Source organism: Marinomonas aquiplantarum, assembly GCF_003314975.1.
In the GTDB taxonomy this organism is placed as follows: domain Bacteria; phylum Pseudomonadota; class Gammaproteobacteria; order Pseudomonadales; family Marinomonadaceae; genus Marinomonas; species Marinomonas aquiplantarum.
This window is the reverse complement of sequence record NZ_QNRF01000001.1, coordinates 89118-113179: the sequence shown is the minus strand read 5'-3', so window position 1 is coordinate 113179 and position 24062 is coordinate 89118. Positions and strand designations below refer to the sequence as shown.

General features: G+C 45.5%; 22 protein-coding genes. 9 read left to right on the top strand and 13 right to left on the bottom strand.

Annotated features, from left to right (window positions below; translation table 11 throughout):
* Position 1 precedes the first annotated feature (1 nt).
* From DFP76_RS00530 to DFP76_RS00510, 5 genes are all read right to left on the bottom strand, one after another.
* Positions 2-517 (bottom strand): tripartite tricarboxylate transporter TctB family protein, encoded by a 516-nt coding sequence (locus DFP76_RS00530; protein ID WP_113872737.1) that lies wholly within the window; start codon positions 515-517, stop codon positions 2-4.
* A gap of 86 nt (positions 518-603) precedes the next feature.
* Entirely contained in the window at positions 604-1596 is a 993-nt protein-coding gene (locus DFP76_RS00525) for a tripartite tricarboxylate transporter substrate binding protein (protein ID WP_113872736.1), read from the bottom strand.
* Between the two features lie 328 nt (positions 1597-1924).
* Positions 1925-3229 (bottom strand): Xaa-Pro dipeptidase, encoded by a 1305-nt coding sequence (gene pepQ, locus DFP76_RS00520; protein ID WP_113872735.1) that lies wholly within the window; start codon positions 3227-3229, stop codon positions 1925-1927.
* A gap of 88 nt (positions 3230-3317) precedes the next feature.
* The gene (locus DFP76_RS00515; RefSeq protein ID WP_113872734.1) at positions 3318-3530 is read right to left on the bottom strand and encodes a hypothetical protein; all 213 of its coding nucleotides are present in this window, start codon (positions 3528-3530) and stop codon (positions 3318-3320) included.
* 57 nt (positions 3531-3587) lie between these two features.
* A complete protein-coding gene (locus tag DFP76_RS00510) occupies positions 3588-4616 on the bottom strand; it encodes an AraC family transcriptional regulator (protein WP_113872733.1) in 1029 nt (342 codons plus the stop codon).
* 363 nt (positions 4617-4979) lie between these two features.
* Between DFP76_RS00510 and DFP76_RS00505 the strand changes: the two genes are divergently transcribed.
* On the top strand, positions 4980-5630 hold the full coding sequence (locus DFP76_RS00505) for a cytochrome b/b6 domain-containing protein (protein ID WP_113872732.1): 651 nt from the start codon (positions 4980-4982) through the stop codon (positions 5628-5630).
* Positions 5631-5704: 74 nt separating this feature from the next.
* A complete protein-coding gene (hutC, locus tag DFP76_RS00500; RefSeq protein WP_220150966.1) occupies positions 5705-6460 on the top strand; it encodes a histidine utilization transcriptional repressor HutC in 756 nt (251 codons plus the stop codon).
* 13 nt (positions 6461-6473) lie between these two features.
* Here the strand turns inward: hutC and DFP76_RS00495 are convergent, their stop codons facing one another.
* Together DFP76_RS00495 and DFP76_RS00490 are read right to left on the bottom strand one after the other, a co-directional pair.
* Positions 6474-7121, bottom strand: coding sequence for a HutD/Ves family protein (locus tag DFP76_RS00495; RefSeq protein WP_113872731.1), 648 nt, complete (start codon positions 7119-7121; stop codon positions 6474-6476).
* A complete protein-coding gene (locus DFP76_RS00490; protein ID WP_113872730.1) occupies positions 7111-8499 on the bottom strand; it encodes a formimidoylglutamate deiminase in 1389 nt (462 codons plus the stop codon). Before DFP76_RS00490 ends, DFP76_RS00495 begins: the two co-directional genes overlap by 11 nt.
* Positions 8500-8786: 287 nt before the next feature.
* Here DFP76_RS00490 and hutU point away from each other — a divergent pair, with 287 nt between their 5' ends.
* From hutU to hutG, 4 genes are all read left to right on the top strand, one after another.
* Positions 8787-10475, top strand: coding sequence for a urocanate hydratase (gene hutU, locus DFP76_RS00485; RefSeq protein ID WP_113872729.1), 1689 nt, complete (start codon positions 8787-8789; stop codon positions 10473-10475).
* A gap of 137 nt (positions 10476-10612) precedes the next feature.
* Positions 10613-12148, top strand: a complete 1536-nt coding sequence (gene hutH / locus DFP76_RS00480) for a histidine ammonia-lyase (RefSeq protein WP_113872728.1) — start codon at positions 10613-10615, stop codon at positions 12146-12148.
* A 10-nt stretch (positions 12149-12158) separates the two neighbouring features.
* Positions 12159-13397 (top strand): imidazolonepropionase, encoded by a 1239-nt coding sequence (hutI, locus tag DFP76_RS00475; protein WP_113872727.1) that lies wholly within the window; start codon positions 12159-12161, stop codon positions 13395-13397.
* A complete protein-coding gene (gene hutG / locus DFP76_RS00470; RefSeq protein ID WP_113872726.1) occupies positions 13394-14209 on the top strand; it encodes an N-formylglutamate deformylase in 816 nt (271 codons plus the stop codon). The genes hutI and hutG overlap by 4 nt, the downstream gene beginning before the upstream one ends.
* A 60-nt stretch (positions 14210-14269) precedes the next feature.
* Here the strand turns inward: hutG and DFP76_RS00465 are convergent, their stop codons facing one another.
* Complete coding sequence (locus DFP76_RS00465) at positions 14270-14926, bottom strand: nitroreductase family protein (RefSeq protein WP_113872725.1); 657 nt, start codon at positions 14924-14926, stop codon at positions 14270-14272.
* 145 nt (positions 14927-15071) lie between these two features.
* On the opposite strand from DFP76_RS00465, the gene DFP76_RS00460 reads away from it, so the two are divergent.
* Positions 15072-16010 (top strand): LysR family transcriptional regulator, encoded by a 939-nt coding sequence (locus tag DFP76_RS00460; protein WP_113872724.1) that lies wholly within the window; start codon positions 15072-15074, stop codon positions 16008-16010.
* 160 nt (positions 16011-16170) lie between these two features.
* Entirely contained in the window at positions 16171-17211 is a 1041-nt protein-coding gene (locus tag DFP76_RS00455) for a cache domain-containing protein (RefSeq protein WP_113872723.1), read from the top strand.
* Between the two features lie 6 nt (positions 17212-17217).
* On the opposite strand, the gene DFP76_RS00450 is transcribed toward DFP76_RS00455, so the two are convergent.
* From DFP76_RS00450 to msrA, 4 genes are all read right to left on the bottom strand, one after another.
* Complete coding sequence (locus DFP76_RS00450; RefSeq protein WP_113872722.1) at positions 17218-18873, bottom strand: EAL domain-containing protein; 1656 nt, start codon at positions 18871-18873, stop codon at positions 17218-17220.
* Positions 18874-19026: 153 nt separating this feature from the next.
* A complete protein-coding gene (locus DFP76_RS00445) occupies positions 19027-19551 on the bottom strand; it encodes a peroxiredoxin (protein ID WP_113872721.1) in 525 nt (174 codons plus the stop codon).
* Between the two features lie 36 nt (positions 19552-19587).
* Positions 19588-20325, bottom strand: a complete 738-nt coding sequence (gene nfsA, locus DFP76_RS00440; RefSeq protein ID WP_113872720.1) for an oxygen-insensitive NADPH nitroreductase — start codon at positions 20323-20325, stop codon at positions 19588-19590.
* 93 nt (positions 20326-20418) lie between these two features.
* Positions 20419-21054 (bottom strand): peptide-methionine (S)-S-oxide reductase MsrA, encoded by a 636-nt coding sequence (gene msrA, locus DFP76_RS00435; RefSeq protein ID WP_113872719.1) that lies wholly within the window; start codon positions 21052-21054, stop codon positions 20419-20421.
* 163 nt (positions 21055-21217) lie between these two features.
* Here msrA and yghU point away from each other — a divergent pair, with 163 nt between their 5' ends.
* Complete coding sequence (gene yghU, locus DFP76_RS00430) at positions 21218-22078, top strand: glutathione-dependent disulfide-bond oxidoreductase (protein ID WP_113872718.1); 861 nt, start codon at positions 21218-21220, stop codon at positions 22076-22078.
* Between the two features lie 3 nt (positions 22079-22081).
* Here the strand turns inward: yghU and DFP76_RS00425 are convergent, their stop codons facing one another.
* Complete coding sequence (locus DFP76_RS00425; RefSeq protein WP_113872717.1) at positions 22082-24052, bottom strand: putative bifunctional diguanylate cyclase/phosphodiesterase; 1971 nt, start codon at positions 24050-24052, stop codon at positions 22082-22084.
* Positions 24053-24062: the final 10 nt, after the last annotated feature.

The following is a 24062-nucleotide window of genomic DNA, read 5'->3' as shown; positions in this document are numbered from 1 at the left end:
ACTATCTCCATAAGGCGGTTATTGAGGCGATGATATCGCGTTCAGGTACGATGCCTTCAGGCAGCACAACTTGAAAAATGAGACGAAACACAATGTAAACCATGATTAGGGAGAAGAGGCTGATGGCCAATGTCGTTAACATTCTGCGACGATAGAGAAATTGAATGGTGATAAATAAAAAAACAAAACTAGACAGTATAAAACCAAGGCTTTCTAGTACCACAGCATAGACTAAGATCAACGCCATGATCATTGCCACGATAGGCGGAAAACAGTGAGTGAAGAAAGACGTATTTTGGCTGGTAGGCCGTTTTAACGTATTCACGAAGATAAAACAGGCGGCTAAAATCATCGTCGCAGCTGTTGCCATGGGAAATGCGCCCGCCGAGCTTAGATCACTGAAACCTGCAATCTGATACGCCTGCCAAAACAAGTACACACTGCCGATGACCAATAAAAAAGTGAAAAGACGCTCACCCGGTTTACGTGTTTTAGGGGTAGGTTCATGACTGGACATGACTTCTCCAGATAAAACAGAATTGAGAAGAGGCATCGCTTATTAAAAAGGATGCCTCTTGAGTGATAGCGATGAACAATCGCTTGTTACGGTTTTTGGATGCCGAACTTCTCAGGAGAGAATTTGCCAACGCCCGCTTTGTAAACCAACCATGATGACACTGAGCGGTAAGTGTCTAGGAAGTCGACCGCTTCTTGTCCAGAAATGTTCATCACAGAGTAACCGCGATTAGACATCATAGACGTAAATTCCTCTCTTTCTCCAGCCGTTGAGAAAGCACTGGTTAATTTATTAACCGCTTCATCAGGCGTACCTTTACGAACGAAAACACCAAAGAAAGGCCCCCAAGGAAGGTAGCTGTTTAGGCCTGGAAGTGTGTCCGTGATCGGAGCCACGTTAGGCAGCATAGGGTTTGCTTGATTATCGATCAGACCGATGGCTTTCATACGACCCGCTTTGATTTGCTCTTTTGTCGCCCCCAATACTGCAGGCATGACATCGATTGCGTTGCCTTGAAGGGCGGTTAAAGCTGGGCCGTCGCCCTTGTATGGAATATTGATGTAATCCAGTTTTACTTGCGAATCAATCATCGCCATGATGATGGAAGGCAAGCCACCTTTCCCTGTGGAGCCGATTTTCACTTCACCAGGGTGAGCTTTTACGTAATCGATAAACTCTTGCATAGTGTTATAAGGCGCATCGTTTCTTGCCACCATCATAGGGACACCGCGGGCAAGAATGGCCAGCGGCACCATGTCGCTGTAGTCGATATTTGATAGACCAAGCACTTTGTGCATTTGAGGGTTTTCAGCCCCCATTAGCAAGGTGTAGCCATCGGCTTTTTTCTTATTCACGTATTTCATTGAAATCGCGCCAACACCACCACTTTTGTTGGTTAGGATGAGGTCTGTGCCCAATGCTTCTTCTGCATAAGGTGCGACAGAGCGCATGACGGTATCCGTTGAGCCACCGGCTCCCCACATGATGACACCTTGGATGTCTTTATCTGGATAGGCTGCGACACTGGCAGTTGATGAGAATGATATAGCGGCTAGTAGTGCTATTGTTGTTTTTTTCATGCTGTCTCCGGTTAGCCTTAGTTAAGCACATCAACTAAGGTCAAAATATTATTATAATTTTATGTATTAGAACGAATAGATAATCGGATAAGTCGATTATTTAGCTTAATGAGTAGTGAACGTGAAAAGGCACTATCAAGTGCCATATTTTACTCATTTTAGAGAGGATTCGTCATAGGCTACATTGGGAAAAATGGCATTTCGACACGAAAAAAACCATTTTCCCCCTCTTAATATGGAGAACAGGATGGACGGAAGCCGTATTTAAACGAAAGTCTAGATCACGTCTTTCTGTTTGTTCTCTTGTAACGGGACGTTGTTCTTTGCATTAGTCAGAGTCGGCTGCGTGAAAAGCGTCACGAGTTAAATTGATCGATGACTCAGATTTGATCTGCAGATTATCCTCGATACGGATACCGCCGTAAGGCATAAAGTGTTGGATGCGTTCTAAATCACAACCATGGTGAGCGACGTTGGCTTGCATCTTCTCGATTAGCATAGGAATGAAATACAGACCGGGTTCTATGGTAATGACCATGTCCTCTTCTAAGGTTCGAGTGAGTCGTAGAAAGGGAGCCTGATCATCAGGCAAACTCAGCTGTCCTGATGTATCAACTTGATGACCTCCCACATCGTGTACTTGCAGACCTAATAAATGCCCCAAACCGTGAGGAAAGAAAACTTGCGGAATGTGTTTTTCAAGTTGCTCTTCAATGCCTAATGAACAGATTTTATGGTCGTTCAGCAGCTGCGCCACACCGATTAAACAGGATTGGTGCAAGTCTCGAAATGCCACCCCAGTTACGGCTTGCTGGCATAGGCTTTGTTCTAAGGTATCTAGCCCTGTAATCAGAGCGGAGAAATCGTCGTGGTGACGAGTATAGGTGCGGGTAATGTCACTGGCATAGCCATGACAGCTGGCACCGGCATCAATCAGTAGGGTACGAGAGTTCGGTATGGCATGACTGGCTTTGTGTTCATAGTGCAAAACGGCGGCATGCTCGTTTAATCCCACAATACCAGGGTAAGGCTCTTGAGCCGAAGTCTGTTGACTCGCTGATAAAAATGCCAGGTGTATATCTAATTCGCTGCTGCCTGCCAAAAACGCCTGCTTGGCCGCAAGGTGACCATGGACGGCGGCTTGGCTGGCTCGTTGTAGCGCTTGGATTTCGAACGGTGTTTTTACTGCTTTGGCAAAATCGACGTAGGCGTTTAAGCCATCACAAGAGGCAATGTCCCATTTTTCTATGTCTGGCTTTGGTCCAAGCCAAGCGGATTGCTTAGGCAGACTTTGCCACCATTTATCGTCACGACGTGTAGGAGTAATATGCCAATGATTCTGCCATTCTCCTTCAGGTATGGGATTAGGGGCATGCCAGAAATCGTCCCGAACTGGCCAGACTAAAGTAGGTTTTTGCCCAGGTTGGATAATCAGGAAGGTGTCTGCACCTATGTCAAACGGCAGCCATTGTTGTGCCCCTGAATAGCCGTGAAAGGGATGACAGTGATCGTCTTGGAAATAATAGGTTTTGTGCCCTGATGCAATGACAATTGCGTCTAACTCAAAGTGCGCCATGGCATTCTCATAGCGCTGCATAAGAGTAGAAAGGTGTTGTGGGTATAGTGTGTTCATAGCTAACTCTTGTCGAATGAATCTAAACGACAAGGTGATTCATCCATTGAGCCTATGTCGTGCTGATCAGGGGGTATTGGTTTTACTGTTATTCTGAGTCTGCTTCGTGTGGTGGTTTTTGACGACGTAATAAGCCGAGGAAGCTTCGAAAAACCACATGGGCAATGACCACTGAAACGAGCGCCAGAATGAGTGTGTTTTCAACGGCAAAAAAATAGTTCACAGTATAAAAAATGATGATGGTCAGCAGGATGCGAACCAAACTGTCGATAAGGGCAAGGAATGTAGGCGATTTTGACATAATGATTTTTAACCGAATAAAACAACATGGAGCTCAAACTGTCCCATAAAATGAGCCTCAGGCCAATGTTTTAATTGGCAAGCAAATGCGAGTGACATAGTGCTTAGGTTGTTCAGCATGCGCAGGACCGACTTCAAAAATTTCGATGCCTTCGCGGCGACGATGAGGCTTGAGCTTATGCAGTCGCATAAATTGGTAGAGTACATGCCAAGCCACAGACAAGTGCTGATAACGTCCAGTGTAGCGTAAGGCCAAATAGTCACCGGGTAACACAATGCGCTCAGGGCAGAGTTCACAAGGCGTCATGTTTTGTACGGGAATGCCCAAACGGCCAATAAAGACATGATTGGCTAAGTCGACTTGTCGGTATAACGCAAAGCTGGGACCGGCTGGTGGGTTTTCTGGCCCTAAGGTGGTTATTAAATCATGAAACCCTTGATCCATTTTTTGTGACATGGGTTGGTGATTGACAGTAAATGGTCGTGTGACGGCATCCAAATTGTCGAGTTGAGTGTTCGCTAAGAATTCAAAGGGCATCACATCGTGGTTGTCGTCCAGCATTTTTGTCTGCAGGACGGCATTGAGCAACAACATAGCCAATTCCGCGTCTTTATCCGCTCGAATTCCATAATCACCCTGTTGCCAGCGCTTAAAAAAAGGCAATTTTCCAGTTACTTGAAAGCTGATTAGGGTGCCGTGTTTTTGTTTTGTTAGGTCTAAGTTGAAGTGAAAATCACAAGGGTAAAAAGCGGGGGCTTCAACCAGAGTGTGGTAATACTGAGCATTAGGCCGAGAGGCTTCTAAAGACACCGAACCTTGCTTGATCAAATTCCCTCGCCAGACTAAACAAGATGGCAAGGGGGATAATGGGTTGGCGTATTCAAAATCTATCTTCGCTTGTTTTTCAAACAGCAGCCAAGGCAACCAATCTGTCCAGTTATTAAGGTCTTGTAGGTGCTCGTTAACCGTTTCTAGGTCTAAGTCCACCAACAAATGATGGCGTTTGAAAAAACGCCCCTTAAAGGCATTGGCATAGAAGGTCAGTAATAGCCCTAAACACACGACAACAAGCACGAATAAAATCATATTGAACTTCAGCCTACTTTTCGTTTCAAACACGTTTTAGTGACAGCGCGTTGGTTAAAAACTGATGGTTAAAGCATGGTGGTCATCATTGGTTTGATCCCTCGCTTTTGACAATAGGTCATGCGGGGATTTTCCTAAGGTGACTTTTGTAGCATAGTGTTTAAGGAAGGTGTGAACAAGCTCTCTTGCCTCAGCATTTGGATAAAAGCCTGTTATTCGAGGCGAGCGCCGAATGTGAATAGTTGGCCTATTGTCGAGGTGCTCAACGAAGAATGCAGGCTTAGTAGACTTATTCGTACCTTCCTTAATCTAATTGTTTTACAAATATAAAGATGGGATTTTCAAAACGGGCAGGGGATGAAAATGAAATCAACATTGGTTTGGGATTGGCCAGTACGACTAAGTCATTGGTTAATGGTGGTGTTATTTACGGGCTTGATCATCACAGGGAAGGCAGAAGAAGATTACCTTCAGTACCACTTCTACTTTGGTTATGGCTTATCAAGCGTCATTATCGCTCGGGTGTTATACGGTTTTTTTGGTTCTCGTTATGCCTTATTTCAACAATTTGTAAGAGGGCCAAAGCGGGTGTGGCAATTCGCTAAATCCTTATTGCAAGGGCAACCAAAGCCTTATCTTGGTCACAATCCATTAGGCGCTTTGATGGTGGTGACATTACTGACGGTGTTATCTGTGCAATGGGGAACCGGGCTCTTTAGCAGTGATGATATCTTCTGGTTTGGGCCTTTTAATGGCTTAGTGTCCGAAGAGGTGGCGAGCTTTTTAGCGTCAATACATCGTTTTTTGCCCAATTGGTTATTGGGGCTGGTGGCGGTGCATATTTTGGCCGTGCTTTATCATGAGGTGCATTTAAAAGAGCGACTCATTGACGCTATGGTTCGTGGTCGCAAGAAACAAGCAGGATTATCGGCAACCACTCCGAGATGGGGCGTGATTTTCTCCTTGTTAATGGGATTATCATGGTTAGCAGCTCTGTGGATGATGCCAATATAATGTTGTTGTAATTGTTTGTTTTGGTTGACTAACGGTATAATTTGCACACATTCATGTGCTAACTGGAACGCCTTGTGTCTGAGCCAACTACAATCAATGTCGCGAATCTGTTTGATGATCTGCCTGATGTATCGCAGCCAATATACGCCAAGTTAAAACAGGCGATTGTGCTAAAGATTACCTCTGGTGAATGGTCAGTGAATCAGCGTGTTCCGTCGGAACTGGAAGTGGTCAAAGCCTTGGGCGTGAGCCGTATGACGGTGAATCGTGCGTTGCGTGAATTGACGGCAGAAGGCTTCTTAGTACGTCACCAAGGTCTGGGGACCTTTGTGGCGGAGAAGAAAGCGCATTCGGCGTTATTTGAAGTACATAATATCGCCGAAGAAATTGCTGCTCGGGGTCATCAGCATCAGTCTGAACTCTTGGTGTTGGAATCGGCCAAAGCCAGTGTGGAAGAAGCCGTTAGCTTAGGGGTTCGAACCAATCATCCCATTTTTCGTTCCGTTGTTTTGCACTTTGAAAATGATTTACCCATTCAAATCGAAGAGCGCATCGTCAACGCCAGTTTGGCGCCGGACTATGATCAGCAAGACTTTTCAACACACACTTCTTATGAATATTTGATGAGCGTGGCACCCATGACGGAAGGCGAACATTTGGTGGAAGCCATTTTGCCTAATCAGGAAGAGTGTCAGCGCTTGCAAGTGTCACCGCAAGAGCCTTGTTTGCAAATTAAACGCCGTACTTGGTCTGGAGAAGACATTGTCACGGTTGCACGTTTACTTCATCCAGGATCTCGATTCCAATTGTTTGGTCATTTCGGACGTTAGTGACGCTGGGGATTCATGAAGGTCGTGCTTGCTCTGACGATTTGATGATGTGGATCTGAATGACTCGACCTTTGAGCAAGTTAAAGCGCTTTTTATTGAGGGCTTTTGAGGCCTTTTCAATATCGACGAGAGAGATAAAACAGTGAGCGGGAATAGCATGGAAGTGATCCGTGTGAGCATCATACAGTTCACACTCCTCAGCACAGTAAATAGCGTGCAGTAACGTATTTGACTGAATGGGATCAAACGATAGCTTCGTGGGCGCATGCAGTGCGCTGACTTTGGCCTTAGTGTCGACTTCCCTGGTCATTATGTTCACATCTTCAATCGGACCTTCTGTGAGTGACGCAAAGGTTTGGTCACCGCCTGAAAAGTGCGCCATCTCTAATCGGTTAGACAACTGAACGTGCTGCATACCTTGCTCATTCTGATGTGTCATGGCGAGTCCATGACCCGAAAGCAGCACCAGTGTTCGGTGTAAACCACGAAAGTCTGAGAATAAACCATTCTCTACCACAGACGCTTGACTGATGCGGTATCGTAAACCTTGTTCATCCGATAGACTGGCAATGTCTCGGGTGTGCCCTAAACCATTTTTCCACGGCACGATTGGGTAATCGGCTTGTTGTAGGATCGCGAAGATCGACGTGTCATTCAGCATCGTAAATCACCTTTTTAATGACTTTGATAAAGTCAGCTTTGTGTTGTTCTTCTTGTTCATGATGAAAGTTCTTAATGGTGTGTTGTCCCGCCACAAACACATCCTTGATTAGGTTTTCGTTAGTGGCGAATAGCCAACGGTTGATCAAGTCTTTTGGTTGACTGGCGGCCACAAAGGGCGAGTTTGGATCGAGCACAATAAAATCTGCGCGGTGTTTGGCTTGTAAGCCCAAAGACACATGACACGCTTGATTGCCGCCCAGCAAAGCTTGTTGGTAGAGGTGGTCACCAACTCGGTTTTCCTGTTGACGATAAAGTCGATTGCGCTGCTGATCGCGTAATCGTTGGCTGTACTCCAATACGCGTAGTTCTTCCACCAGTGACAAGCTGACATGACTGTCTGAGCCAATGCCCCAACGTCCATTGGCTTGTTCAAACGCTGTGGCGGGGAAAATACCATCCCCTAAATTCGCTTCAGTGGTCGGGCATAATCCTGCAACGGCACCCTGCTGAGCGATCGCAGTGAGTTCGTCATGGTTTAGATGAGTGGCGTGGACTAAGCACCAGCGTTCGTTAAAACCGATTTCATTGTGCAGCCATTCAACCGGCCGTTGACCACTCCATGCCAAGCTGTCATTCACTTCTTTTTGTTGCTCGGCAATGTGGATATGAATGGGGTAGTGTGAATCCAATGCAGGCAGAACCTGTTGTATTTGCTCTTTGGTGACGGCTCTCAATGAATGAAAGCAGATGCCCAATTGATGCAAAGCGTGTGGTTTTAAGCTGTGTTCACATTGTTGAAAAAGCGCGAGGTAGTCTTCGGTGGAATGAACAAAGCGTGCCTGTCCAGCATTTGGTTCTTGTCCTCCAAAGCCGGAGTGAGCATAGAGGACGGGCAGTAAAGTGAGTCCTATGCCGGACTCGTCCGCAGCGGCCAGTATCTGTTTCGACATTTCGGCAGGGTCGGAATAAGGCTGTCCACCGAGATCATGATGCAAATAATGAAATTCCCCCACTTGTGTGTAACCGGCTTTTAGCATGTCGATATACAGCTGGCTGGCGATGATTCTTGCGTCCTCAGGTGAGAGTTTTTGCACGATCTTGTACATCAAATCACGCCAACTCCAAAAACTGTCATTAGGGTTCAAGCAGACTTCCGCCATGCCCGCCATGACCCGCTGAAAAGCGTGGGAATGCAAATTTGGCATGCTGGGTAAGACAGGTCCAGACAAGAGGATGCTGTCTGCTGTCGCCTGACTGTTTGCTGTGATGGACAAAAAGTGACCCTCCTGAACGGTAAACAGCACGTTTTCAGCCCAGCCAGTTTGTAACAAGGCCTGTTTGGCAAAAAAATGTTGGATTGGTTGAGAGTCATGCATTGTTTTTCGTCCAGTAAATGTCAATCCATCAAGTTTAAATCAAAAAATATTGTATATACAAGTTGTTATTTTTTCATTAATCCTTGATGGTTTTTATCCTCTTGATATGTCACTGGTTTTATTTGGTTTGTCTGGTTTTGGGTTTTTAATGCACCTATTTATGTGCATATTTTCGCTGTTTTTCTGGAAAAATTACTTGCATCTTAAAAACGAACTCACTATCTTTGCTTTAAGTTGTATATACATTTAAAAAGTCAAATGACTAAAATGACCAAAAGGTGATTAACATGGCTCATTCTAATACTCCTCATAAACGTTACCGAGCTGGCGTAGTAAAAGCCGCAACAGGAACAAAACTCACGGCAAAGTCCTGGTTGACCGAAGCGCCTATGCGCATGCTCATGAATAACCTTGATCCGGATGTTGCTGAAAACCCAGAAGAGCTTGTCGTGTATGGCGGTATTGGTCGTGCAGCGCGGGATTGGGAATGTTATGACAAAATTGTTGAGTCATTAACGAATTTGGAAGAAGACGAAACCCTATTGGTACAATCGGGTAAGCCTGTCGGGGTATTTAAGACCCATTCAAATGCGCCGCGAGTGTTGATTGCCAACTCTAACCTAGTGCCTCACTGGGCGAACTGGGAACACTTTAACGAATTAGATGCCAAAGGTTTGGCTATGTACGGTCAAATGACCGCAGGTTCGTGGATCTACATTGGTAGCCAAGGCATAGTGCAAGGAACGTATGAGACGTTTGTTGAGGCGGGACGTCAGCATTATGATGGCGACTTGACCGGTCGTTGGGTGTTAACCGCAGGTTTAGGTGGCATGGGTGGCGCACAACCCTTGGCCGCGACCTTGGCGGGTGCTTGTTCATTGAACATTGAATGTCAGCAAAGTCGTATCGATTTCCGTTTGCGTACTCGTTATGTGGATGAGCAAGCGACAGACCTAGAAGACGCGTTAGCGCGCATTAAAAAGTACACAGAAGCTGGCCAAGCCGTTTCCATTGCTTTGTGTGGCAATGCCGCCGAGATTTTACCGGAAATGGTAAAGCGTGGTATTCGTCCAGATATGGTCACTGACCAAACCTCAGCTCATGATCCATTAAATGGCTATTTGCCTCTGGGTATGAGTTGGGAAACGTATCGCGAAAAGTCACAAACTGAGCCACAGGCTGTGGTGAAAGCCGCTAAACAATCGATGGCGAAACACGTTGAAGCCATGCTCGCGTTCCAGAAAATGGGCATTCCGACCTTTGATTATGGTAACAATATTCGTCAGATGGCGATGGAAGAAGGGGTCGATAATGCCTTTGATTTCCCAGGCTTTGTGCCAGCTTACATTCGTCCGCTATTTTGTCGTGGCATTGGTCCTTTCCGTTGGGCCGCTTTGTCAGGTGACCCAGAAGACATTTACAAAACCGATGCTAAAGTAAAAGAGCTGATTCCAGATGACGCGCATTTGCATCACTGGTTAGACATGGCCCGTGAACGCATTCAATTCCAAGGTTTGCCTGCGCGTATTTGTTGGGTTGGTCTTGGGCAGCGCGCTAAGTTAGGCTTGGCCTTTAATGAAATGGTCAGATCAGGCGAATTGTCAGCGCCGATTGTGATTGGTCGAGATCATCTTGATTCCGGTTCTGTGTCTAGTCCCAACCGTGAAACCGAAGGCATGCAAGATGGTTCGGATGCGGTATCGGATTGGCCTTTATTGAACGCCATGTTGAATACGGCTTCGGGTGCCACTTGGGTGTCTTTGCATCATGGTGGTGGTGTCGGCATGGGCTTTTCCCAACACTCAGGCATGGTGATTGTGTGTGATGGCAGTGACGACGCTGCTGCTCGAATCGCCCGTGTATTGACCAATGACCCAGCAACGGGCGTGATGCGACATGCGGATGCGGGTTACGATATCGCGATCGATTGTGCCAAAGAACAAAACTTAAATCTGCCAATGATCACTGGCAAGTAATAACACACAAACAGACACCGAGTAAGGGCGAGCCTCTTGCTCGTATGGTTTTTTATTTGCGGCTAAGAACCTGTGATAACAGGTGTTTCGATATGGAGACGCAGATGAAAAACCGATAATACAGATTGAGGAACATCATGTTTGAATTAAAAATAAAGCCAGGTCAATTGAGCCTTCATGAGCTACGCCAAATTAGCCGCCAGTCAGTTCAACTGAGTTTAGATGAACAAGCTATCCCCGCCATTCATGCCAGCACGCAAGTGGTGAATGATGTCATTGCCGAAGACAGAACGGTCTACGGTATTAATACGGGATTCGGTCTACTGGCGAATACTCGTATCGCCCCAGATGATTTGGAAGAACTGCAACGCAGTATTGTCTTATCCCATGCGGCCGGCATTGGTGAGTTAATGGATGACAGCACGGTGAAGCTGATCATGACCTTGAAGGTCAACAGTCTGGCTCGTGGCTTTTCTGGTATCCGTTTGCAAGTTATCGAAGCCTTGATTACCTTGATCAATAAAGAAGTGTATCCATGTATTCCGAAAAAAGGCTCTGTTGGCGCATCGGGTGATTTGGCACCGTTGGCGCACATGAGCACGATCTTACTGGGCGAAGGTCAAGCCCGTTACCGTGGTGAGGTCATTTCAGGTCAAGCAGCTTTGGCAGTGGCAGGATTGTCGCCCATTACCCTAGCGCCAAAAGAAGGTTTGGCACTACTGAATGGCACGCAAGCGTCGACGGCCTTTGCATTAGAAGGCTTGTTTGAAGCAGAAGATTTGTTTGCGTCCGCTGTCACCTGTGGCGCTCTATCGGTAGAAGCTGCATTGGGCAGTCGTAGTCCTTTTGATGCGCGTATTCATGAAGTTCGTGGCCATCAGACTCAAATGGATGCCGCCGCCGCTTATCGCCATTTATTGGGTGACAGCAGTGAATTGGGTGATTCGCATCAGGGCTGTGAGAAGGTGCAAGATCCTTATTCATTGCGTTGTCAGCCACAAGTAATGGGGGCGTGTTTAGAACAAATTCGTAACGCCGCCAAAACCCTATGCGTGGAAGCCAACTCCGTATCGGATAATCCTTTGGTGTTTGCTGCCGAAGGCGACATCATTTCTGGTGGTAATTTCCACGCGGAACCTGTGGCCATGGCGGCCGATAATCTGGCCTTAGCAATCGCTGAAATCGGCAGTTTGTCTGAGCGTCGTATGGCGCTACTGATCGACAGTAATTTGAGTAAATTGCCGCCTTTCTTGGTAGACAATGGTGGTGTGAACTCAGGCTTCATGATCGCACAAGTGACGGCAGCGGCCTTGGCCAGTGAAAACAAAACCTATGCTCACCCTGCCTCAGTAGACAGTTTACCTACCTCGGCAAACCAAGAAGACCATGTGTCTATGGCGACGTTCGCCGCTCGCCGTCTGAAAGACATGGCGGAAAACACGCGTGGTATTTTGGCGGTTGAAATTCTGTCTGCCGTACAAGGTCTGGATTTTCGTGCACCGTTGAAATCAACCGAAAAATTAGAACAGGCTCGCGCGACATTGCGTGCTCGAGTGCCGTTTTACGACAAAGATCGTTATTTTGCTCCAGACATTGCTAAGGCCAATGAGTTGCTAAAAGAAGCGGCTCACAATGGGGCGATGCCATCTGCTTTATTGCCAAGTGTGGCCTAAAGGAGACCCTATGACTCATGCAACGGGGCACTCTGATCGTCCCTTGATTCTAGACAGTCTTTGGTACGGCGCTCATGTGGCGACCATGCAAGATGGGCTCTATTCAGTGATTGAAAACGCTGCTATTGGTGTTCGTGGCGGTCGCATTGTGTGGCTTGATGACATGAGCAAACTGCCAGCTTATGAGGCTCAGCAGGAGCATGACTTTGCGGGTGGTTGGGTCACACCAGGTCTGATTGATTGTCACACGCACTTGGTGTTTGGTGGCAATCGTGCGGGGGAATTTGAGCAGCGTTTGAACGGTGTCAGCTATCAAGACATTGCTAAACAAGGTGGCGGCATTGCCGCCTCTGTGAAGGCAACCCGTGAGGCCAGTGAAGCGAGCTTATTGGCGTCAGCCAAACGCCGTTTGAGCAGTCTTATTCAAGACGGTGTGACCACGGTCGAAATCAAATCTGGCTATGGTTTGTCTCTGCAAAGCGAACTCAAAATGCTACGAGTAGCTGCTCAGTTAGAAGAGCTGCTACCGATACAGGTGAAACGGACTTGTCTGGCGGCTCACGCTATGCCACCAGAGTTTGCTGACAAAGACGCTTACATAGACTATTTGTGCGAAGAGGTTTTACCGCAAATAGCTGACCTAGGGTTAGCGGATGCGGTGGACGCTTTTTGTGAAGGCATTGCTTTCAGTACTGAGCAGGTGTCACGTTATTTTGAAAAAGCCAAAGCTTTGGGGTTGCCCGTCAAAATTCACGCGGAGCAGCTTACTTCACAAGGTGGTACTCGCATGGCGGCTAAGTTTCAGGCGTTGTCTGCGGATCACATTGAGTTCATTGAAGAGGCAGATGTCCAAGCCATGGCCGAGTCAGGCACAGTGGCGGTTTTGTTGCCGGGGGCGTTTTTCACCTTAAAAGAAACGCAAAAGCCACCGATTGATTGGTTACGTCAATATCAGGTGCCGATGGCCATTGCCACTGATGCGAACCCAGGTACGTCACCTGCGTTATCGTTACGTTTGATGATGAACATGGCCTGTACCTTGTTTGCTTTAACGCCAGAAGAAGCCTTGGCCGGTGCCACGACTCATGCGGCAAAAGCCCTTGGTATCGAAGAGACACACGGCTCTTTAGCGGTTGGCAAAACGGCGGACTTTGTGTGCTGGGATGTGGAAAGCCCAGGCGAGCTGTGCTATTGGTTGGGCGGTCAGTTATTGAAACAGCGCATTCAGCAGGGGAAATTAACATCATGAGTGAATCTGTGCCTTCTATTGAGTCTCCGTTCGAGTTTACTCAAGGAGATTCTCCATTATTGGTTAGCATGCCCCATTCGGGTCTCAATGTAACCCCAGAAGTGGCAGCGGGGTTGACGGATTTGGCCGCTAAACTGCCGGATACGGATTGGTTTATTCCAGAGCTATACGGCAATCTGGCTGATTTGGGCGTTGGTTGCATTAAAGCCAACTATTCACGTTATGTAATTGATTTGAATCGCCCTTACGACGACAAGCCGCTTTATGAGACCAAAACCACGGGATTGTTTCCTGATATTTTATTTGTTGATCAAGCTGTTTTTGAAGCAGGGAAAACGCCCTCAGAAGCGCATCGCCAAGCGTGCAAAGAGCAAATCTGGCGCCCTTATCACGATACCATTGCCAAAGAGTTAGCTCGCCTGAAAGACAAGTTTGGTTATGCCATTTTGTTTGATGCTCACAGCATTGCCGCCGAAGTGCCTATGTTGTTTGAAGGACAATTGCCGGACTTTAACTGGGGCACCAACAATGGTGAGTCTTGTGATATGGCTCTGCCGAGTATGCTCACGCAAATCTTACGACCAAATTACACCCAAGTACTCAATGGTCGATTCAAGGGGGGTTACATCACTCGCCAATTTGGCCAGCCAGCAGAAGGCATTCACGCCATTCAGCTGGAGCTGTCTCAAGCCACTTACCTAGATGAAAATGCCGCTCAGCAAAACGAATATCACTTGGATAAAAGTAAATTACCCTTTATCCAACAGCAGCTTAGAGAAGTAATCGAAGGCTTGTTAAGTGTGAAAATTTAGTCTCAAAAAAAAGCAGGCCCTGTTGGCCTGCTTTAAAAAGGGAACGGAATCTTGCTTTGCTTATAGCACTGTGACAACGTCTTCAGCGGCTAGGCGTGATTTTGGCAAAGGCGCGTTGTAGTCGTTTGTTTCATCACGGTAGCCCATGGCGAGGGCAACGTCACATTGGTAACCTTCTAGTTCGTCGGCAAACAATTCACTGATTAGTTCGTGATCCACACCTTCCATCGGCGTAGAGTCGATACCAAGACGCGCTAAGGTGTGCAAGGTATTACCAAAAGCAATGTAGGTTTGTGCTTTAGTCCAAGCGGCATTGTTACCTTGTTCATCTGTGTTCATATCAACAAAGGCAAACGCGCCAAAAGCTTGTTCGCGATTTTCCTCAGGGGTACGACCTATTTTAACGTCCTGATCAATCACTTTGGCGTAATCATCACGGCTGTAATGGGTTTTGTGTGCAAACAAAATAATGTGAGACGCGGTTTTGGCGTGTTTCTGATTAAATTGGAATTTGTTGGCAAAGGTGTCATGGAAACGTTGTTTGGCAGCATCGCTTTCGATCACAACAAACTTCCATGGTTGTGAGTTAATGGAAGACGCTGATAGGCGAAGACTTTCGTAGATAACGGCCAAATCGTCCGCTGAAATGCGTTTTTCCGCATCGTATTGTTTGGTGGTGTAGCGTGCTTCTAAGTCTTTAATGATTTCATGTGACATGTGTGTTCTCCGTAAATTGGGACTGGGTCAACAAAAGATGGTGCTATGGTAGGGCTTGTCAGAGAGGGGAAAAAGCGGCTATGGTTTGAATTATTGTCAAATAATATTTGATAATAAACATTTTTTACAATATTGAGATTAGATAATGCAGCTAGACGATTTATTGGTGGTAATTAAGGTTGCAGAGTTTCGCAGTATCACCGCGGCGGCAACACACCTTGATATGCAGGTAGCTACAGCCAGTGCGGCCGTCAAACGGGTCGAAGCTCAGTTAGGCAGTGAATTGTTTGTTAGGACAACGCGACATTTAAGGTTGTCTAGCGCTGGTGAGCGTTATTTACCGCAATGTCAGGAAGCCTTGGCGATGCTGGATCAGGCCAAACAAAGCATGTATCAAGAGACGGATAGCATCCATGGCGAAGTGCGCATCGCGGTATCGTCGGATCTAGGAAGGAACCTCGCCCTGCCTTGGATCGATGACATTATACAACAACACCCTAAGGTAGCGTTGCGGGCACATATTAGCGATAGCAATATTGATTTTTACCGTGATGCACTGGATATGGCGTTACGTTATGGAGAGCCTACAGATGCTAACTTATATGGCTTTAAAATCTGTAATGTACCTCGTTTTTTAGTCGCCAGTCCGCAGTATGTTGAGCAGTATGGTGTGCCAACTCACCCTGATGAGCTGTCTCAATTCAGCGGTTTGTTTTACCAATTGCAAGATATCTTGAATGACACCTGGGTGTTTTCCGATGGTGGTAAACATTTTAAAGCGAAGCCTAAAGCGGCTCGGTCCGCCAATGATGGTGACATGGTAAGGCGCTGGTGTTTAGCGGGTAAGGGATTGGCGGTGAAATCTGGTTTAGATATCGCAGAGGATTTATTAGCAGGGCGTTTGCTGCCATTGATGCAAGATTATCAAATTGAGCAAGGTGAATTATGGTTGATTTGCCCAAGTCGACAATCTATTACACCAGCGGTGCGGTTATTACGTGACGCTCTGCGAGAGCGAAGCCGAGGTCTGTTAATGCAATTAGTGGATAAAAGCTTGGTGCCACCCTCTGTTTTGGATTTATAAGCGATTTTATTTGCTTGTCTATTTAAGAAGGCGAGTCATCATCATTTTTATGTGCTTAAAACTTCGATATGACGAGAGAATGAACTACATAAAAAAACAATTAATTTGCGTTCAAGCATCGTATAGTGGAATTAGCCAATAGTACACAGAGAGAGAATGTATGAAGCTTTCCAGTAAATTCAATTTGATTGTCTTGGTTGTGTTTTTCGTGATTGTTGGCTTGTCATATTTGTCCATTCATACCTTAAAAGAAAGCCTGATTGATGCTCGAAAACATGAAATTCAGTCAATTTTAAAATTTACGGTGAATCAGGCGAGTCATTACATAGAACAAGAAAAGAACCAAACATTAACGCGTGAAGAGGCAGAAGAAAAAGTTGAAGCACTTTTCTCAACGATGCGATTCGACAACTACTATGTTTGGGCAAACGATGCCAATGGCATTGCTAGGGTGCATGTTAAAGACTCGGTTGTTGGTGTTTTTCAGCCTTCTTATGCTAAGTATATCGGTGACTTAAATGAACATACCTTTCTGTTTAATGTTGGGGAAAGCCGTAAAGCCACTTCTAATGCTTTGTATGTGAAAGTCAATGGTATGACCCTATTGCCGGATTGGCGATGGATGATCGGCATTGGCGTTTATATGGACGAGTTAGATGAAACCTTAAGTCAATATACTTACCTTGTCATTGCGCTCGCGTTGTCGTCTTTTTTACTGATTGTGTGTGTCTTGTGGTGGGTGTATCGAAACACGATTGGCGTATTAGGTGAGGACCCGAATCGAGCTCTTGCTCTGCTGAAAAAAGTCGAGCGCGATGGCGTTCACTATTTCACCCAAAAAAGGTTTCCGAAAGGCAGTTTGCTTAATCTAGTTGGTGACAGTTTCGAGCACTTCTATCGTGCTTTTGAAGCCTTGCAACAAGGTGCTTGTACCTTGGCTGACAGAACAGAAGAAGTAACTCAGGCAACACAGCAAGCGGAAAGAGTTATGCAGCAAGTATTGGCAAAAGGTCGTCAGTTATCAGACGCCATGTCGAAAACTGCTGAACCAGACTTGGCCGATATTCACACATCCTATTTGGCGTTATTGCAAGATCTAGATGATGCTTTAGCTCAATTGAGTGAGGCTATTGAACACTCCTCAAAGGTCAAACAAGGTGCCAATAAGATCATTGATGATTTAGACAATCTGGATTTTTAAAAAAGCTCAATCCACGTTATGAGCCAAAAAAGCCGAAGAGGTAAATGGCTGATTTTTCAGCTGTTTACCAATTGTTTTAGCGTCGACTGCTTTAGAATACAACCAGCCTTGTCCGATGGCGTTTGGTGTGTGTTGCGTTAAATAATCCACTTCCTCAAGTGATTCAATGCCTTCAAAAACAAGCTTTACATTCAAGTTTCTGACCAACTGAAAAATACTGTCTAAAGTGATTTGATTGACGGTTTGTGTGCCAATGGATTGAATGAACATTCTATCAATTTTGATTTCATTCGGTTCAAAGGCAGTTAACCAAGACAGATTTGAAAAGCCCGTACCAAAATCATCCAGTGAAATTTGATAACCTTTACGAATAAAACGCTTAGTTGCTTGTTTTAATACATCATTTTGCGCCGCTGAGCGTTCGGTCACCTCAAAAATGATTTGTTCAGGGTTAATGCCTCTGTTTTTTATTTGTTTTTCAATGAAATGCAGAAAACTTTGATTGGAAAGGTCCTGGATGGATAAGTTGATGCTCAAAGTAAATTCTGAGTCAGCTTGCAAATAGCGGTGCATGTCGTCCAAATTTTTCACCACAAGCTGTTGAGTCAGAGACGTGATGAGTTTATTTTGTTCCGCACAAGCAATGAATTTATCCGGTGTAACGGTGCCCAGTTCTTGGTCCTGCCAACGTGCGAGTGCTTCAACACCAATGATTTTACCTGTGTTTAACTGCACTTTGGGTTGGTAAAGTGAATAGATCAAGTCGTTCTTTAAAGCGTATTTTAAACGGTAGATCAACGAGCGTCGGTTAGATTTAAAAATGGCCCAGCTAAACGCAGTAAACAACCCAAAGAATACCCCAACAAGAATAGACCAAAGCCACTGCTTAACACTCATGTCGAAATAGCCCGTTTGTTTATCGATTGCTGCGGCACAAAAGCTAAAACCAGCAGGACAGATTGTTAATGTTAGTAGGTTATTCGCAGTAGGGAACAATGGCACATTATCTTTTGAGTAAGACATGGCTTTTTGCGCTTCTTCAAATGTGATGTCATCGAAGGTCTGATAAATATGCTGTTCGTTTGAATAATACAGTACGCTGCCTGTTTTACGAGCGTAACGAGTTAAATCAGCAAAGGTGGCTGGAGAGGGAACCACAAAAGCATCGCCAGAGCTGAACACGGCTCGCTGCAGACCTGTGACGAAAAGTCCTGTTGTGTCGGGCCAACTAAGGCTGAAATGACTGTCTTGATGGCCTTGAGCGGGAAGTTCAAGCGGGGACGTAAAGGTTCCCCATAAGGCAGAACACAGAAGTTTATGGTCGGCTGAAATGCGTCCTAGATCTTCAACATAAGTGTATTTTAACAGAGTCTCTCGTAAGCTATTGAGGTCGTCTTCGGAACAAGCTATTTGGTCATTGGTCATGGCCAAATTTAGACTGGTACGCATTTGGAAAACGGATTGCTTAGTACGGTCAATGACCCCTTCCAAGTAATTTTGCAGGGAGCGTTGTTCTTGGTATAGGTAGAGAGCATGATGGGCATATAGGCTAATGCCGATGGACACAAGAAGGTAGACCGTTAGCTTTTGCCAAGATGGCAACAGGACGGATGACAATATCATATCGAGTATGATGGACTGCTTGCGAAAATACCCCAGCATGATTTGGTACTTCTTTTTTGATATCTAATGGGTATAACTTAAAACCTACTGAAAGGTCTTAACAGATTCTTTATTACACATGAAATAAGCAGCATAAAAAAGGGAAAGTGCATTAATACACCTTCCCTTTTTGTTATTTATTGTGAGTTAAGATTAACGATTTTTCAGATAAGCCAACATAGTGTCTGCATCGGATACCTCAAATGGGTCGCTTGGCGCATCATCTTGAGAACCTGACTCGCTGAACATTTGTTTGATTTCGCCATCTTCAACATGCATCGCATAACGCCAGCTGCGCATACCAAAGCCAAGGTTCTCTTTTTTCACTAGCATGCCCATTTGGCGAGTGAAATCACCATTACCATCAGGCAATAAGAAGACATTTTTGGCGTTTTGGCTTTTGCCCCATTGGAACATTACGAAAGCATCGTTTACCGAAACACAAATAACCGCATCAACGCCTTGTGCTTTGAACTCCTCGTACAGTTCTTCATAACGAGGCAAATGTGAGGTGGAACAGGTCGGCGTGAATGCACCAGGCAGAGAAAAAACCACAACGCTTTTACCCTTAAATAAATCATTGGTAGACACATCTTTCCATTCAAATGGATTTGGACCACCAAGGTCTTCATTACGCACACGGGTTTTAAAAGTGACCTGAGGGACATGCTTTAACATGAGTTTTCCTTTTCGATTAATGTAAAGAGTAAGGGGTTATTGCTTCAGAAATCCGCGAGCTTGTAAAAAGCCTAGCATATGCTCACGTTTTTTCTTTTGTACGGCAGCGGCGGTCTGTTCAGACCAATTGCTTTGCTTTTGATTGCTGTCACGACTGGCGTAATAGGCTTGCATTTGTGCATCATAAGCTTCGACATCAGCAGCACATCGTGAAGTATCGTATTGATCTTTATGTAAAATATTCGCCACGGGTAAGCGGGGTTTGAGTTCCGGTTCTGCGTCGGGATACCCCAAACATAAACCAAAAATAGGGTACACCTGATCGGGAAGAGCCAACAGCTCGGCTACTTGTTGAGGGTCATTGCGAATGCCTCCAATAAAAACCGCTCCTAGGCCGACGGATTCAGCCCCCAACATCAGGTTTTGCGCCATAAAGGTCGCATCCGTTGTGGCGGCGATGAAGTGCTCAGTTTGGCCTTCTAATTTGCCTAAACCTTGCTTTTGGCTGCAATACTCCACTCGGGTTAAGTCCGCACAAATGACAAGAAACTCTGCCGCCTGCTCAACCCATTTTTGACCGCCTGCCAAATTCGCAATCTGTTGGCGATGCTCCGGCTGAGTCACTTGAACGATGGAGTAGGCTTGGATAAAACTGGAAGAAGCAGCCCCTTGTGCTGCGGCAATCAGTTCCTCTAATAGCGCGCTGTCGATGTTTTGATCCGTATACTGACGAATCGATTTATGAGACTTTTGAGCCTGTAATATGGGATTCAAGTGCGGATTCCTCCAGTCGATATTTGTCTTTCATACTAGAGGTTGAATCTCATTTCGACAAGACGATACTCATTAACTCCTTGTTTTTTCGAATTAATGATATTTTTTACTGGCCACTTCTCCCCATAGATTTTCGATACGTCGATCACGTCCGCAGCTTGAGCGATAGAAAGCATATCGAATAGGGTTCTTGGTGTAATAGCTCTGGTGGTATTCCTCCGCTGGGTAGAATTTAGCGGCTGTCAAAATGGGGGTGACTATGTCTGCTGAAAAAGGCTTGGTCGACTTTACTTTGTCCAGTGACGCATCAAACACCGCCTTTTGTTCGGCATTTTGATAAAACATGGCGGTTCGATAAGGTTCACCTTTGTCACAAAATTGGCCATTCGGATCCGTCGGATCGATGGTTTTCCAAAAGTATTCGGCCAAAGTCGTTAGTGACACTTTTTCATCATCGAACAAGATGGTGACCGCTTCGAAATGCCCTGTGTTACCGACAGAGACTTGTTTGTAACTGGGATTGGGTGTTTGTCCTCCCGTGTAACCCGAAATGACATCAATGACGCCCCGCACCATTTCGAAATCAGATTCCACACACCAAAAGCAGCCGCCTGCCACTATCATGCTTTGTTGCTCCGCTTGGACAGATGGTGTCATGGTTAGAGACAAACTTACCCCTGCGGTTATCGCCAGTTTATGTAACAGAGTGGTCGAATCGAGACGCTTCATTTGTATACCTCATGTGGGTTTCTTATTTTTTACCCATTAAATTGGTGGTCGGTGCTTGTTAAGCCATGAATCAAGCCCATAATAAATTTACTATCTTTTAGACGATTAAGATCTGATATTTATTACAAAGTCATTTGTTACACAGTATTTATGAGGAAGCATTATGAGTGATGAGAATAAGCAGGAATACGTTCCACCTAAAGTTTGGCAATGGCAGAGCAAGAGTGGTGGTCAGTTCGCTAATATCAATCGCCCTATCTCTGGCGCGACACATGATAAGGTATTAGAAGTAGGTGAGCACCCACTTCAGTTGCATTCATTGGCAACGCCTAACGGCCAAAAAGTCACCATTATGTTGGAAGAGCTGCTGGCAATGGACATTAAGGAAGCGGAATACGATGCTTACCTTATTAACATTGGTGAAGGCGACCAATTCTCTTCCGGTTTCGTTGATATCAATCCGAACTCCAAGATTCCGGCGCTCATGGATCACAGTACGACACCGCCAACACGAGTCTTCGAGTCGGGCTCCATACTGCAATATCTGGCGGAAAAGTTTGATGCTTTAGTGCCAAAAGACCTTAAAGCAAAAACCGAATGTCGAAACTGGTTGTTCTGGCAAATGGGCTCAGCGCCCTATTTAGGCGGCGGATTTGGGCATTTTTACGCTTATGCGCCTACTAAAATGCAATATCCAATCGATCGTTTTACCATGGAAACTAAGCGTCAGCTGGATGTCTTGGACAAACATTTAGCGGAAAATACTTACCTTGCTGGTGATGAATATTCCATTGCTGATATTGCCGTTTGGCCTTGGTACGGCAACTTGGTGCTGGGTAATTTATACAATGCCGCTGAGTTCTTGGATGTGACCAGTTATACCCATCTGCTGCGTTGGGCGAAAGCCATTGAAGAGCGCCCAGCGGTGAAGCGCGGTCGTGTGGTGAATCGCTCCTTCGGTGATGGTGCGCAACTACACGAACGTCATGACGCCAGTGATTTTGATGCTTTAGGTTTAGGCTAGAGCCTAATCATTAAACGATGACTCTATTGAAAAGGGCAGAGGCTGGTCTGCTTGTATCAATAGAGTCACTTGTTGTGCTGACATGGGTTTGGCAAAGTAATAGCCTTGCCCAAACTCACACCCCATTGCTTTGATGATATCTGCTTGCTGTTTCGTCTCAATGCCTTCTGCGATGACTGAGCCATTGAAGTTTCTGGCTAACTGAATGGCTGCTGAAATAACGGCTCTTTTCTTCGTATCTTGTTCGACATCTTGCATGAATGACTTATCTATTTTGATGAAATGCACATTAAGATGGCTGATGTAAGAAAGTGAACTCATTCCTGTACCAAAATCATCAATAGCCAATTTGATGCCGGCTTGCTTGAATTCGTGCAGTCGTTTAAAAATGTATTCCACATTGATGCTGATGGAGGATTCAATCAATTCAATCTCTAACATGCTCGGTGAGATGTCATGCTGTTTCAATAGCGCTAAGGTGAACTCCAGCAGTTCCGGATCCAATAAACTGTAAGGTGAAACATTGATTGCGATAGGGGTATGAATGCCCTGTGATTGCCAAGCGGAAAGCTGCTCTATAGCTTGTTTAATCACGTAGCGGCCAAATTCTTGGATGCGACCGCTCTGTTCAATTAGTTCAATGAAATGATATGGCGACAGCACTCCGTGTACGGGGTGATGCCAACGGGCTAAGCCTTCAACACCGATGATTTTACCGTCGGCAAGATTCACCTTAGGTTGATAATCTAACAAGATATGCTGTGAAATAAACGCTTCTTCCAAGTCCGCTCTTAGCTCCAAACGATGCGCGCCTTGTGATCTATCATGTTGGCTGAACACACTCCAACCTTTACGACCTTGTTTGGCATCGTACATAGCGGTATCTGCATAAACCATGAGGGTTTCATAGTCATTAGCATGGGATGGATAATGGGCAAAACCAATGCTGGCGCCTGTATTGATGTAAAGCTGATTGATCATGACAGGTTCATTGCAGGCGAGAATCAGAGCTTGAGCTGTGGCTTTTGCCTCTTCAATACCGGTATCGGGTGACCAGACAATGAATTCATCACCGCTGATCCGAAACAATATCTGTTGTTCTGTTATATTGGCTGCAAGTTTATTGGCGACGGATTGAAGTAACTTATCACCTGCTGCATGACCAAACGTATCGTTCACTTCTTTAAAGTTGTCCAAATCAATAACAAACAAACAGCCTTCTTTCGCAGGCTGCTGATGTTTACTTGATACTTTTTTGTCCATGAACTGACTCATCACCTTATTCAGATATAGGCGATTGGGTAAATTGGTTAACGCATCATAGGTTGCTAGTTTACGTAGGGCGTGGTTCTTTTCTTGGATTTTTTGGTTGATCCATGACGAAATGGTTAAGGCTAGCCAAATGGCCAACCAAAAAACCAGTAATGAAGTGATAGACAGTCTTTTGATAATGTAAGACAAGGTGTCTTCAAGGCTTTGTGACTGAATGATGACGGTTGTTTTGTACTGGCCTAGGTGACTTAACTGCCATAAATATTTTTTTCCAGCAAAGGTTTCAATGCCATTCGGCATTGAGTGACTATGGTCAGTATGTTCCTTGATGGTGTTTTGTATACTGTCGATCAGTTTTACTAGGTCTGTTTCTGTGATGCCTTGGCGTGTAGACCAGCTGAATTCTTTACCTTCTACCTGAACGTACAGAGTCGGTACCTGTACATGATCGTGTAAGTATATGGTATTCACAAATTGCGTCAGCTGTTGTGCAGAAAGCGCAGGATCTTGTGTGATTTCAGATTGCAGTAGCATGGTTTGCTGGTGCAACGCATTAAGTTCGGTTTTGAGACCCAAATCGGAGGCGAGTCGGTACGACACCGTGATGTAAATGGCGGAAACGAAAAACGCCATCGCCAGACAGCCAAGAATGAGTCTGAGCCTTGGTGATTTGTCTTGATCAAGCTCTTTGAAATCTGACATTCAGGTATGG

Coding starts and splice junctions, on each gene's coding strand:
- DFP76_RS00525 (WP_113872736.1), bottom strand. CDS start 1,596: ATGAAAAAAACAACAATAGCACTACTAGCCGCTATATCATTCTCATCA.
- DFP76_RS00455 (WP_113872723.1), top strand. CDS start 16,171: ATGAAGCTTTCCAGTAAATTCAATTTGATTGTCTTGGTTGTGTTTTTC.
- hutU (WP_113872729.1), top strand. CDS start 8,787: ATGGCTCATTCTAATACTCCTCATAAACGTTACCGAGCTGGCGTAGTA.
- DFP76_RS00530 (WP_113872737.1), bottom strand. CDS start 517: ATGTCCAGTCATGAACCTACCCCTAAAACACGTAAACCGGGTGAGCGT.
- DFP76_RS00445 (WP_113872721.1), bottom strand. CDS start 19,551: ATGTTAAAGCATGTCCCTCAGGTCACTTTTAAAACCCGTGTGCGTAAT.
- DFP76_RS00450 (WP_113872722.1), bottom strand. CDS start 18,873: ATGCTGGGGTATTTTCGCAAGCAGTCCATCATACTCGATATGATATTG.
- yghU (WP_113872718.1), top strand. CDS start 21,218: ATGAGTGATGAGAATAAGCAGGAATACGTTCCACCTAAAGTTTGGCAA.
- hutH (WP_113872728.1), top strand. CDS start 10,613: ATGTTTGAATTAAAAATAAAGCCAGGTCAATTGAGCCTTCATGAGCTA.
- DFP76_RS00460 (WP_113872724.1), top strand. CDS start 15,072: ATGCAGCTAGACGATTTATTGGTGGTAATTAAGGTTGCAGAGTTTCGC.
- DFP76_RS00515 (WP_113872734.1), bottom strand. CDS start 3,530: ATGTCAAAATCGCCTACATTCCTTGCCCTTATCGACAGTTTGGTTCGC.
- DFP76_RS00425 (WP_113872717.1), bottom strand. CDS start 24,052: ATGTCAGATTTCAAAGAGCTTGATCAAGACAAATCACCAAGGCTCAGA.
- DFP76_RS00490 (WP_113872730.1), bottom strand. CDS start 8,499: ATGCATGACTCTCAACCAATCCAACATTTTTTTGCCAAACAGGCCTTG.
- DFP76_RS00505 (WP_113872732.1), top strand. CDS start 4,980: ATGAAATCAACATTGGTTTGGGATTGGCCAGTACGACTAAGTCATTGG.
- hutI (WP_113872727.1), top strand. CDS start 12,159: ATGACTCATGCAACGGGGCACTCTGATCGTCCCTTGATTCTAGACAGT.
- DFP76_RS00510 (WP_113872733.1), bottom strand. CDS start 4,616: ATGATTTTATTCGTGCTTGTTGTCGTGTGTTTAGGGCTATTACTGACC.
- msrA (WP_113872719.1), bottom strand. CDS start 21,054: ATGAAGCGTCTCGATTCGACCACTCTGTTACATAAACTGGCGATAACC.
- hutG (WP_113872726.1), top strand. CDS start 13,394: ATGAGTGAATCTGTGCCTTCTATTGAGTCTCCGTTCGAGTTTACTCAA.
- pepQ (WP_113872735.1), bottom strand. CDS start 3,229: ATGAACACACTATACCCACAACACCTTTCTACTCTTATGCAGCGCTAT.
- DFP76_RS00465 (WP_113872725.1), bottom strand. CDS start 14,926: ATGTCACATGAAATCATTAAAGACTTAGAAGCACGCTACACCACCAAA.
- DFP76_RS00495 (WP_113872731.1), bottom strand. CDS start 7,121: ATGCTGAATGACACGTCGATCTTCGCGATCCTACAACAAGCCGATTAC.